Origin of the sequence: Rhodanobacter sp. IGA1.0 (genome assembly GCF_040208325.1) — a bacterium.
Taxonomy (GTDB): Bacteria; Pseudomonadota; Gammaproteobacteria; order Xanthomonadales; family Rhodanobacteraceae; genus Rhodanobacter; species Rhodanobacter spathiphylli.
This window is the reverse complement of record NZ_CP157948.1, coordinates 352874-365552: the sequence shown is the minus strand read 5'-3', so window position 1 is coordinate 365552 and position 12679 is coordinate 352874. Positions and strand designations below refer to the sequence as shown.

The 12679-nt window shown below is 69.1% G+C and carries 5 protein-coding genes and 1 tRNA gene; 1 reads left to right on the top strand and 5 read right to left on the bottom strand.

Annotated elements, in window-relative coordinates; translation table 11 throughout:
- Window positions 1–15: 15 nt before the first annotated feature.
- From recD to recC, 3 genes are read right to left on the bottom strand one after another with little or no spacing between them, the layout of a single operon-like run.
- Window positions 16–1884, bottom strand: coding sequence for an exodeoxyribonuclease V subunit alpha (gene recD, locus ABNK63_RS01545; protein WP_350016497.1), 1869 nt, complete (start codon window positions 1882–1884; stop codon window positions 16–18).
- Window positions 1881–5504 carry a UvrD-helicase domain-containing protein gene (locus ABNK63_RS01540; protein ID WP_350016496.1) on the bottom strand — a complete coding sequence of 1208 codons (3624 nt, stop codon included), beginning with the start codon at window positions 5502–5504 and terminating at the stop codon, window positions 1881–1883. Before ABNK63_RS01540 ends, recD begins: the two co-directional genes overlap by 4 nt.
- The gene (gene recC / locus ABNK63_RS01535; RefSeq protein ID WP_350016495.1) at window positions 5501–9163 is read right to left on the bottom strand and encodes an exodeoxyribonuclease V subunit gamma; all 3663 of its coding nucleotides are present in this window, start codon (window positions 9161–9163) and stop codon (window positions 5501–5503) included. The genes ABNK63_RS01540 and recC overlap by 4 nt, the downstream gene beginning before the upstream one ends.
- 664 nt (window positions 9164–9827) lie before the next feature.
- On the opposite strand from recC, the gene ABNK63_RS01530 reads away from it, so the two are divergent.
- A complete protein-coding gene (locus ABNK63_RS01530; protein WP_162098627.1) occupies window positions 9828–10022 on the top strand; it encodes a hypothetical protein in 195 nt (64 codons plus the stop codon).
- Window positions 10023–10287: 265 nt separating this feature from the next.
- Here the strand turns inward: ABNK63_RS01530 and ABNK63_RS01525 are convergent.
- A tRNA-Arg gene (locus ABNK63_RS01525) sits at window positions 10288–10364 on the bottom strand.
- Between the two features lie 152 nt (window positions 10365–10516).
- Window positions 10517–12418 (bottom strand): M61 family peptidase, encoded by a 1902-nt coding sequence (locus tag ABNK63_RS01520; protein ID WP_350016494.1) that lies wholly within the window; start codon window positions 12416–12418, stop codon window positions 10517–10519.
- Window positions 12419–12679: the final 261 nt, after the last annotated feature.

Genomic DNA, 12679 nt, shown 5'->3' with positions numbered 1-12679 from the left:
ACCCGGTCGCGCGCGTCAGGCGATGCGCGCGGCCAGTCCGCTGGCACGACGCACCGGCGTGGCCAGCGCGGTGTCGCAGGCCGCGTCGGCAGCCCACAGCTCGACCCCTTGCCGGGCCCGCGACATGCCGGTGTACAGCAACTGCCGCGACAGGATGCGGTGCTGCGGGTCCGGCGGCAGCAGCACGGCGACGTGGTCGTATTCGGAACCCTGGCTCTTGTGGATGGTGACCGCGAACGCGCCCTGATGTTCGGGCAGGCCGGCCGGCGAAAAAGCGACGGCGCGGCGACCGGCGTGATGGGCCGCGCCGGTGGCCAGCGTCTCGCCGTCGATCGCGGCGCCGCCCTGCACGGTCACTTCGAACCAGATCGCCAGGTTGCCGTTTTCGTCGCGCAGGCACAGGCCCACGTCACCATTGAACAGGCCGGCGGTGTAGTCGTTGCGGGTAATCATCACCGCGCGGCCGGGATACCACTCGTCATCCGGCGCCACGCCCAGGCGACCTTTCAACCTGCGCTCGATGATCGCGTTGGCGGTCGCGGCGCCGAACTCGCCCTCGCGCAATGCGCACAGCAACTGGCGCTGGCGCAACGCATCCAATGCGCTCAGCACGCCACGCTGGTCGGCCTTCGCCACCACGTCGAGCGCGCCCGCCTCCTGCAGCATGGCAGCCACCGCGTTGCTCCAGCGGGCCAGCGCGCGGGCCAGGTCCTGTGCGTCGGCCAGCGGGCGACGGATCGCCTTGTCGCCGGCGTCGCGCCACGCCGCAGCGAACGCGGCCGCATCGCCGCGACGGATCGCCTCGTTGATCGGCACCAGCGACTGGTCGGCGCGGAAGCTGTGGCTCAGGCGCACCAGGTCCGGCGCATGTTCGGCTTCCATCGCGCCGACCAGGTCGAGCAGCACCGAGCCGGTGCCGACCGAGGTGAGCTGGTCGGCGTCACCGACCAGGATCAGCGCGGCGTCCTCGCGCAGCGCGTCGAGCAGGTTGCGCAGCATGGCCAGGTCGACCATCGAAGCCTCGTCGACGATCACGATGTCGGCGGGGATCGGATTGTCGGCGTGGTGGACGAAGCCGCCATGCCGGCCGCGGCTGCCCAGCAGGCGATGCAGGGTGCTGGCCTCGGCGCCCAGCGCGCCGTCCAGTTGCGCCTGCCAGTCGAAATCGTGTGTGGCATTCGCTTGGGCACGCATCCGCGCGGCGCCATCGCGCAGGGACTCGGACAGGCGCTGCGCGGCCTTGCCGGTGGGCGCGCCGATGCGGATCACGGGCGCCGCCTGCATCCGCGCGGTGCGCTCCCTGATCAGCATCATCAGCATGCGCAGCACGGTGGTGGTCTTGCCGGTGCCGGGGCCGCCGGTCAGCACGAACAGGCGCTTGCCCGGCACCTGGGCCACGGCCTGGCGCTGCGGCCGCACCCGCTCGTCGGCGTCGCCATGGAACAGCGCGTCGATCGCCGCGAGGTCGACCTCGCCGGCCGCCAGTGACGACGCGCGGCGCTGGCGCACATGCCGGGCGACGGCGGTTTCATGCAGGTAGTTGCGACGCAGATAGAAGTGCGGCGGATCGAGCACGAAAGGCGTGCCGCCCGCATCGCCGTCGCCGGCCAGCGCCACCATCGACTCGGCGCGCAACGCGTCGATGTCATCGTTCGAGCAGGCCCGCATGCCGTGGCGCGTCGCCGCCTCGCCGTCGAGCAGCAGCGCACTGTCGCCATGGCCTTCGGCATGACTGGCCCAGCCGGCGATCCGCGCCAGCAGCGGCGAGCCGCCGTGCGCCAGCACCCAGCGCGCCACCGTGGCGTCGAGCATGCGCCACGCGTCGGGCGGCGCGACGTCGCCGGCGAGGCGACGGAAGTGGTAACTGCGTGCAGGCGTGTTCATGCGGCCTCCGTGGTGGTCGGTCCGGAGGCAAGCACCTCGCCGACCGCGTCGAGCAGGTCGGCAGAAAAACGATGCCGCCAGATGCCCGCATCCGGCGCCAGCCCCGCCGCGCGGATGAACAAGTAGACGCATTCGCCCAACTGTTCTTCGCGGCGATAATCCGCGCCGAGCCGCTGCCGCAAATAGCGATCCACCGCGACGGTGTAGAGCAGCGCCTGGAAGCGGTAGTGGCTGGCGTCCATCTGGGCGCGCAAGGCCTCGCCCGCGTAGTCGGCCAGGGTGTCGCCCAGATAGTTGCCCTTGTAATCGAGCACGTGATAACGCCCGTGGTGATGGAAGATCAGGTCGATCTTGCCGTTCATCAGGCCGCTCAGCACACGCTGGCTGGCCGGCACCAGCTCGGCTTCGCCATGGGCGGCGCAGGCGGCGCGCAGGCGCGGCATCGACACGCGATCCATCGCGAAGTGGAAGCCCATCTCGGCGCGCAGGTCGGCCGCGGCAAGATCGGCCAGGCACAACGCGGGAGACGCCGCGATGCCCAGCGGCGCGTCCAGTGCATCCTGGATGCGGCTGACCAGCAGGTCGACCAGGGCGGACTGCTCGATGTCCTTGCGTCGCACGCCGGCGTCGCGCAGGCACTGGGCGATCAGCTCGCGTTGCGCCGACATCGGCGCGCCCACCTCGCGATGCTCGAACACCGCATGCACCGCGTTGCCGAAGTCGGTGCCGCGCACGCCGGCCAGGGCGAGCAGGCCGGGATGGGCTTCCGTCGCCGTCATCGGGGAAGGCTGCTCGACCGCCACCACGGCGTCGGCATCGGCCAGCTCGACGTTGCCCGCTGCATCCTCGTCGCCGGCGGCGGCGCCGGGATTCACCGCGTCGCGATGCTCGCCCTGGGTCAGCGTGGTGAAGCTGTGCTTCGCCTCCAGCGGGCCGGAGCGCGGCGGCGGCAGCGCGCGCGCGTGGCGCTCGACGGCAGGCGCGGCGGCGCCGCTGAAGTCGTGTCGCGCCAGCGGATGCCAGCCGTCGATCCAGCGGATGTCCGGCGTGGCGTCGCGCAGTTCGGGCGAACCCAGGGCGGGATCGATGCGCTCCAGCATCACGTCCAGCGCACTGCGCCTGGTGCCGCTGGCCGGCGTCTTGCTGCTGGCGCTGGCCGGCCGCTGCGGCGGCAAGGCGAACAGGTGACAGGCGTGGATGGCGCGGGTCAGCGCCACGTACAGCACGCGGAAACGTTCGTCCTGAAGGTCCTGCGCCTCGCGCGCCCGGGCCGCGGCGGAGAACTCGGCCAGGCGTTGCCCGCTGCGCGGATCGTTGACCACGGACATGCCGTCGCCTGGGCGTTCGCCGTGGTTCCACATCAGCGGCAGGAACACGATGGGAAACTCCAGGCCCTTGCTGGCGTGCAGCGTCATCAGGCGCACCCGGGCGCTGTCCGATTCGATGCGCAGCTGCGCCGCGTCGGCGGCGTCGTTGTCGCTGGCCGCGCCATCCTCGCGGCACTGCTTCAGCCATGCCAGCAGTTCCTCGATGCCGGTGAGCTGCTCGCTCTGCGCCTGCAGCAATTCGCCGAGGTGGCGCAGGTCGGTCAGCACGCGCTCGCCGGCCATGGTCTGCAGGTAACGCGCGGCCAGGCGATCGATCAGCTGGCCGACCACGTGCAGGATGCCCCGTTCGGCCCGTTGCTGGCTCCAGCTGCGGAAGGTGTCCGCCACCGGCTGCCATTGCGCCACGTCGTCGCCCCAGCGCTGCAGCTCGCTGAAGCTGGCGCCCCACAGCCGCGTGGCCACCGCCGCCCGCAACGCGCCCAGTTCGGCGGGATGCGCGATCGCGTACAGCACGACCTGCAGCTCGCGGGCCACCTCGGTGTCGAACACGCTGCTGCGCGAGGAAGTCACGCAGGGCACGCCGCGTTCGCGCAGCGCATCGCGCAGGCTGATGATGTCGTTGCCGGTGGGCAGCAGCACGGCCAGGTCCGAAGGCTGCACCGGTTCGCCGCCGATGCGATGCGTGCCCGACTGCAGCATGGCGGCGATCTGGTTCGCGCAGACCTCGAGCGCCTCGGCCCGACGCGCCGGCTGCGACGACGGCGGATCGCTGCGGTAGTGGATCACCAGCGGCGCGGGGCACGGTTCGCCATCGATCGTGTACGGCTGGCCGGCGCGCCGCTCGGTCCAGTTCACGCTTTCGTAGGCGATGCGACTCTCGCCCGCGGCATCCAGCGCCGTGCCGCCCACCGCGTAGAACTGGTTGAAGGCCCGGACCAGGGCCGCGCTGGAACGATGGTTGGTGTCCAGCGTCAGCCGGCCCGTCGCGTCGACCGCCGAGGCAGCGCGCTGGTAGGCGTGGATGTCGCCGCCGCGGAAGCGGTAGATCGCCTGTTTCGGATCGCCGATCATCACCAGCCGGCCGCGGGTGCCGCCGTCGCGCTCGCGGTAGATCGCATCGAGGATGCCGTATTGCTGGCCGTCGGTGTCCTGGAATTCGTCGACCAGGGCCACCGGCCACGCCTTGAACAGGGCATCGGCCAGCGGGCGATCACCGGCGCGCTCCGCTTCGCGGGCCAGCGCGTCGCCGACCGACTGGATCAGGCTATCGAACGTCAGCTGGTGGCGCGCGGCGAGGCGCGAGCGCATTTCCGCGCGGGCCAGCGCGGCCAGCTCGTGCCAGAAGCCGGCGCGCAGGCTTTCGATGATTTCGGCGCAGCGCTCGGCGAACACCGCCAGCGCGATCAGCTCGCCGTTGTCCTTGCTGCCCTTGAGCACGCCGGTCAACGCCGTGGCTTCCTTCAGCCCCGCGCACGCCTTGGCGCCAGGCATGCGCGCGCGGTCGTCGAGGAAGTCGGCCAGCTCGCTCCAGTATTCCGGCAACAGCGAGCCCTTGCGGAAATGCGTGCCGTCGGCGACGACGGCGCGCAGCCGTGCTGCCCATGCCGGGTCCAGCGCGGCGTCGACCTCGGCCGCCGATGCCCTCTTCACGCTGACGCCGGGCGCCAGGCAGACCTTCAGCCGCCGGGTGAGTCTTGCCAGGCTCAACTCGTCGCCCGCCTGCGCGGCCAGCATCACCAGCGGGTCGCCGGCATCGGCCTGCTGCAGGCGCCGCCACAGGTCGGCGGCCACTTCGTCGAGCAGCGCTTCGCCGGGGACCATGTCGCCCATCACGAAGGCCACGCCGCAGGCGAACGGATGATCGGCCAGGATGCGCCGGCACAGGCTGTGCAGCGTGCTGACCGGCGCCACATCCATCTCGGCCAGGGCCAGGCGCAGGCGCTGCAGATCGCGCACGCGCAGCTCGGCATCGTCACGCCAGCGCGCGCGCAGCCATTGCCCGTCGCTGCCCTCGTCGCTGCCGGCGTCGTCGGTTTCGGCGAGGTTCTCGCTGGCGCGCAACACGGCCCACTGCAACTTGCCGCGCAGGCGTTCGCGCAGCTCCTGCGCGGCCGCGTCGGTGAACGTGGTCACCACGATCTGCCGCGGCGACAGCTGTCGCTCCAGCAGCAATCGCAGATACAGCACCGCGATGGTCCAGGTCTTGCCGGTGCCGGCGCTGGCCTCGATCAGGCTGCGCCCGCCATCGGCGAGGTCGAGGCTGCGCCAATCGATGACCGCTGCCGTGCTCATGCCGACACCTCGGCGCTGGCGTCGAAGCTGATGCAGCGATAAAGCGTCAGCGCAAATTCCGCCAGCGCGGCCAGCTCCGCGCTGCCTTGGGCGAAGTCCACCTCACCGGCCAGCAGATGGCTGTAGCCGGGTGCGTAATCGCGTTCGCCCACGCCGCCATGACCGGCGATCCAGCTCGAACCGATGTCGATCCGCGCCGGCTCGTCGGCGGCCTCGACGTCACTCGAACGACTGCTGCGCTTCTTCGGATAGATGCGCTCGCTGATCGCCGCCCACGCCGACTTCGGGAAGTACCAGCGCGGCGCCGACTGCGCCTCGATCCACCAGCCCAGCAACTGTTGCAGGCGCCGTTCGAGTTCGCCGAGCCGCGCCGCGCGCCCGGCGTCATCGGCCGCCATGAAGCGTGCGTCCCAGTCGTTGATGCCGTCCTGCCAGGGGCGCTCGTCGCCGTCCAGCAGCGGACGCAGCCGCAGCGCGGGCAGCGTGCCGCCCGCGCGGGCGCTGTGCAGGCGCAGCAGCGCCCAGTCGAGGAACATCGGCACGCGCTCGCGGAAGCCCAGCTCCGCCTCCTTCTTCAGCCGGTCGCCGTTGCCGCCGAACACGCGCAACAGTTGCCAGCATTCGCCACCGTCGATGCTGCTGCGATGGACGTGGGTGACCTGGCCGGTCACGCGGCAGCCGCCGATCGGCACATCGATGCCGCAACTGCCACCGGCCGGTGCCGCGTGTTCGAAACCGGGCAGCTTCGCGGCTTCCTGCAGCAACAGGCCGACCACGGCGCTCTCCTGTTGCCAGGCCTGCTGGCCGGCCCGGCCCGGCGGCATCACGCCACCCAGGCGCAGCCAGTCCGGCGCGGTGGCCGGCGGCCACGCGGCATGCGGCCAGCCCGGCAGCGCGTCGTTGAAGAACAGCTTCCTGGCCACCGTGTCGAGCGCGGCGAAGCGCGCTTCGATCGGTTCGTCCTGGGGCAGGCGATCGTCGGCGAGCGCGTCCAGGCTGACCTGCATGCGGTGTTCCAGCAGTTGCCTGGCGGGGTCGCGGTAGTACGCATGCAGTTCGCGCAGTGCGATCGTCGCGCCGGGGTCGATTCCCGCGGCGCCGCCGGGGTCGAGGAACGGCGCCACATCGGCCTGGTCGCCGCGGCCATGCATGCCGGCGAACAGCGCGTTGTAGGAGAACAGCCGTCCATCGCCGCCGTCGAAGTAGCGGCTGTCGAACGGCTGCAGCGGATGCCGCAGCAGCCACGGCCGGTCGGCCTCGTCGTCGGGACGCAGCCCCGCGGCCGCATCCAGCACGGCCAGCAGTTCGGCCAGCGGCGGCGCCGGATTGCGCGGCTTGCCGTCCTTCACCCCTTCGCCGATGTAGCTCAGGTGCAGGCGTGCGCGCGCCGACATCAGGGTTTCCAGGAACAGGTAGCGATCGTCGCTGCGCACGTCGCGATCGCCCAGGCGGCGATAGCGCGCCATCAGGTCCAGCCCCGCGTCGCTGCCCGAACGGGGGAAGTCGCCGTCGTTGAGGCCGAGCACCGCGACGACCTTGAACGGGATCGCGCGCTGCGGAACCATGCCGCAGAAGGTGATGCCGCCCATCAGGAAACGCTGCTGCTCGGGCACGGCGGACAGCCGCTCGACCAGCAGGTCGCGCACCACGCTGAAGTGCAGCAGCGGGTCCTCGCCGGCAGCCGTCGGCTCGCTGGTGATGGTGCGGATGAAACCGAGCACCATCGCCTGCGCATCGCGGGCCGCCCGATCCATCGGATCGATGCGGAACAGCGCCTCGAAGCGGCGCTCCAGTTCGCTCGCCCAGTTGCTGGCGAGGCGCGTTTCGGCGGACAGGTCGCACAGCGCCTGCACTTCCTGCAGCAGGTGATCGAGCGCGCCCAGGTAACCCGCGGCCGGGCCGTGGATGCCGGTGAGCGGCGCCAGCTCGGTGCCGTCGGGCAGATGCACCGACGGCTGCCGCTCGGCCTCGGCGGCGTCGGCCATCAAATAGCCGGCCAGCATGCGATCCATCGCCCAGCCGAAGGTGTGTTCGGCGATCGGCGGCACGCCGAAGCGCGCCCGAAACGCGGGATCGAGCGCCCACGCCACCCGGCTGGCCTTCAGCCATTCGGCCAGCTCATCCACGCCGGCCGCATCCAGGCCCAGTCGACGGCAGATTTCCGGCACCGCCAGCAGGTCCACCACCTCGGGCGCGGTGACCCGCGTGCCGGGCAGGTCCAGCAGTTTGCGGAACGCGCCGAACAGCGGATGACTGCGCGACACCGCCACGTCGGCCAGCTGGTACGGCAACAGCCCGCCGGCATGGCCGGCCACGCCGAACACCGCGGGAATCAGCGGCACGTACGCCTGGATGTCCGGCGCCATCACCACGATGTCGGCGGGACGGATCGGCTGGCCGTCGGCATCGGTACCGGCGATCGCGTCCAGCAACTGGTCGCGCAGCACCTCCAGTTCGCGCAGGCGGGTGTGGCAGCTGTGCACGCGCAGTGAGGCATCGGCGCGCGCGGCGCGATCGATCGGCGTGTCGAGCCGCACCTGCATCAGTGACGGATCGAGCGCGCGGATGCCCTGCTGCACGCGCTGCAGACGATTCATCCCGTGCAGCGCCTGCTCGTCCTCGCGATGGCGCACGTCGGACAACACATCGCCCTCGCCCGCGGCCAGCTCCATGATGAAGTGCTGGCCCATGCGCCCCCAGCTGGCCAGCAGCGGATGCGCCTGGTCCGCCCAGTAGTCGTTGCCTTCGGCCGCGTCCAGCCGCGCCTGTTCCTCGGCGCCCTGCAGCCGCAGCGCGGGCAGCGTGCGGCCGAGCCCGCCCCAATATTCGCGGCAGGGATCGGGCACATACAGCGCGACCAGCCGATGCCGTGCCACCGCGCGCAACACCGCCAGTTCGGACGGCGCCAGGTGGCTGACGCCGAACACGTGCAGCGCCTCGCCGCCGGCCTCGACGCGACCGAGCTGCTCGATCAGGTCGCCGACCACGTCGCCGCGATGGGCGCCCAGCTTGTCATGCAGGTGCTTCCACAGCGGCGCCAGCAGCCGCTGTTCGGTGGACGTCAGCACCGGCTCGGCGGCGTTTCCGGTCACCAGGCTGAAGTGGCCGCGCTCCCAGCCGCGCAACCAGTCCGGGCGATACACCAGGTATTGCGAGTAGATCCGAGCCAGCCGGTCGCCCAGCTGGAAGCGACGGCGCGCCTGATCCGCCACCCCGCCCGACGGATGCGTGCGGTCGGCGCGCAGGTAGCTGGCGATCCGTGCATCGCTGATGCCCAGCGCCGCCACGTCGCCCCCCAGCACTTCATGGATGCTCCAGCGCAGGTGCTGGCGCTGGTAGCGCGGCAACGACACCGCGCGCTGGCCCAGCTGCTGCCGCGCCAGCCGATCGATCCACGGACTGGGCAGCAGGATGTCGAGGTTCGCGGCAATCCCGCCCGCGCCGTACTTGCGCGCCAGCGCCCCGTTCAACCAGTGCCGCATGCCCGGATGCGCCGCGATGATGGTCTGCGGCGCCAGCACGTTGTCCGGCTGGGTCACCGCCAGCAACTGCACCAGCGGATCGAGCAGCTTCTCCAGCCGACTGGCGCGATAGATCAGCAGCCCGGTGGTTTGCCGCTCGCCCACCACCTCGCGAATTTCGCCACGTGCTGCCGTCACTGCCGTGCTCCCGGATGCTGCCGGATCACCCACGATCCATCCGCCCGATCTTCACCAGCACCAGCGCGGATTGCAATGAGTGGCGACTACAGCGACGAGATCCCACATGACAGCTTCGACAGGCTCACGCTAGTCGAACCCCAGATTCAGGACGAACCGGCGACCCACATTTTAGCGGGGTACCAATTGAAGGGAGTCGCATCGGCCAAGCATGGCATCGTGGACCGACGAATAGGTTCGACGCGATCGGCACGCCACGGTTGTTGTCGGTGGTGTCATTGGAGATCACTTGTTGCACAGGGTGCGAATGCCATGTCCGCGCATCATCGTCTGCAGTTGCGGCTTGCAACATGTAGCGTGCCCGTACCTTCTTGATCACGCTCTCCTCCTTGCGCGGATCGAGCGACGCGGCAAGGGCTCCGTTTCTCGGGGGTGAGGTCAGTCGACCAGTCGAACGATAGCTGGAGCCCCTGTTGCCAAGGACTCCAGCTGACATGACTTACTGAACTGCGACGAGAAGGTTTGCAGCTGATTTGCCCTTGCTCATTGCAAATGCCTTCGTCGTGGTATCGAGGGCGAAAGGATCTTTCTGACCACCTGCCGAAACGAGCGCGCATTGCCTGAGGCAGGCCGGAGCAACGTGCGCCTCGCAATACGCTTCGTCATGACCCTGCGACAAGCATTGGCTATATACCTCTTGACAGTGGGCACAGTCGATGGCTGCACGGGCTGGTTGCGCATGGAAAACCGCAGCGAGGCCGAAAGCAGCGAGGCTGGCGAGATAAGCAGAAGTACGCATTCTGATTTCCTTTCCAAAGACAAAGGCTCCATGCTGGAGCGTCCCGAGAATATCCGCTGACCACAGGGACGAATGTGACCTCATAGGCACTTGCCATCCCCTCTCCAGGTCGCAGCTCAAAGCTGTGGCATGTCCCCAGACTTGAACTGAAAAACACTGGCACGTGGCGATTTCCACCGTCTTCATCACGGCCATATGGTGGTCAATGACCGGCCCAAGGCAGTTCGAGCGGCCCTTGTGGCCACGCTTTCGTTTCGAGTTCCATACCAACGTCCATGCAACGAAAAAGGCCACCAGAAAAGGTGGCCCAAGTCGTTGGCTCTGTTGGTGCGCCTGGCGGGATTCGAACCCACGACCCCTGCCTTCGGAGGGCAGTACTCTATCCAGCTGAGCTACAGGCGCATGTGTGGCCGCGCGGGGCAGTGGCCCGCGGGGAGCGCAGTATAGCCGAGTTGCCGCGGGCGGGCATGCGCTTCCCTTACCTCGCTCCTCTCCCACCAGCGGGAGAGGAGGCGAACGCGGGAAGCGCAATGCCCGATGAGGCCGGAACGGCCTCAGCGGGCCTTGAGCAGGGTGCTCAGGGTGTCCGGCTTGCTGGTGTCGCGGACCAGGTGCGGGTACTTCAGGCCATCGTGGTAGTCGATGCGGATGGTCTGGTACTCGTCGAAGTTCTTCACCAGTAGCTCGACCGGCTGGTTCCTGTCCGTCGCGGCGGCGGTGACGGCTTCCTTCAGCGCATCGGCGTCGTAGTCGTGGCCGTTCACCGCGATCACGGTCATGCCGGGCGAGATGCCGGCCTTGAATGCCGGGCCGTCCCACAGCACGTCGCCGATGGCGCCGGCCTTGCCGATGGAGAGGCCGAGCGAGTAGGTGAGGTCGGCGGAATGCCGGCGCGCCTCGATCGCCTTCACCGCGTCGGACGGCTTGTCGGTGTAGACCAGCTTCCAGCCGTGCGACTCGATGCCGCCGATCAGCGGACCATGGCCGTCGAGCCGCGTGCGCAGGTACTTCGCCCAGTCATACGGCGCGATGTCGTTGAGCGTCCTGACCACGTCCTCGAAGGTGTAGGTGTTGACGTCCCACTTGCCGTTCTCCATGCCGAAGAACGACTTGCCGAAATCGTCGATGCTCTTCTTGCCGCGGCTGAGCTCGCGCAGCTTGCCGTCGACGTCGAGCCAGATCATCTGGCCGGCCGAGTAGTAGTCCTCGCTGGCCTGGTAGTTGCGGTACGGCAGCGGTGCGCGCTGTGCGATGACCGGGTCGTTGGTGGTGTCCTGCACGTTGCGGAAACTGGCCAGGCCCGGACGCCCCTTGTCGTAGGTGGCGGCGACGTAAGCCAGCATGTCGTGGGTCTGGTCGGTGTCCCACAGGCCCGAACGCGCCGCCATCACCTGGCCCCAGAACTGGGTCTGGCCCTCGTACACCCACAGCAGGGTGTCGCTCATCGGCACGTTGAAGTTCGGCGTGGTCAGGTCGGCGCCGCGGCGGTACTTGCCGTCCCAGGAATGGTTGAACTCGTGCGAGAACAGGTCGCGACCCAGCGCGTTCTTCTTCCACTCGGTGAAGAAGTCGGCCGAGGTGCCGTCCTCGCTGGAGCGGTGATGCTCCAGGCCGTTGCCGCTCATCTTGTCGCTGAGCGAGACCAGGAAATCGTAGTGGTCGTAGTGGTGCGCGCCGTACATCTTGTACATCTGCTGCACGAGTTCGCGGAACGGCTTGATCTGCTCCGGCTTCGTTTCCAGGTACTTCGCCGCGTCGGCGACGATGTTCATGTGCACCGGCGCCTTCGCGCCCGGATCGAGATCGATGCGCTTGAAATACTTGCCGGCGTAGATCGGCGAATCGACCAGGTTGTTGTAGTCGATCGGCTTGAAGTGGATCGTGTCGCCGTCCTTCGAGGCCACGTCCAGCGCCGTGCCGGCCTGCCAGCCCACGGGCAGTTTCACGCTGGCTTCGGTCTGGATCTGGCGGGCGTAGTGGCCGGCCGGATACAGCGTCACCGTATTCCACTGCAGGTTGAGCATCTCCGGGGTCATCACCACGCGGCCCTGGCTGCGATCCTGCGGCGAGAGGTACTGGAACGTCACGTCCACGCTGCTCGCACCCTGCGGCACGTCGACATGGAAGGCGTACACGTTGAGCGGATCGCGCGTCCACGGCAGCACCTGGCCATTGGCCTTGACCACCAGCCCGGCCATCTTGTCGATCGGGCCGGTCGGCGAATGGTTGCCGGGAAGCCACTGCGGGTACAGCAGGGTGAGCGGGCCGGCGGCCGCGACCGGCACGGTCTCGTGCACGCGGAAGATCCGGTGCGCCACGTCGGTGGCGTCCACGGTGATCTTCAATGTGCCGTGGTACGGCACATCCTGCGGCGCCGGGACATCGGCCAATGCGGTAAAACTGGCCAGGCCCAGGCTGGCGGCGACGAGGGCGGAAGCGAGGCGGGTGACTTTCAATGCGTTCTCCGGATGGAAAAGGGGAGCCTGGCGAACGCTGCCGCGCCTGCCGTAGTCACGACATGACGCGGCTCGGGCCAGACGGGGCCCGGGAATCCCTGCGACGGGAAGTTGTCATGGCAGGAGTCCAGACCCCGATGCTAGACCGGCCGCGACCGCCTTCACCCCTGCCGAAGGTCACGACCAGCGCGGCCGCCACGCCACGCCCCGTGCTTGCGCCGGATCTGGCACCCATCTTGCTGCGATCCACGCTGACATCTT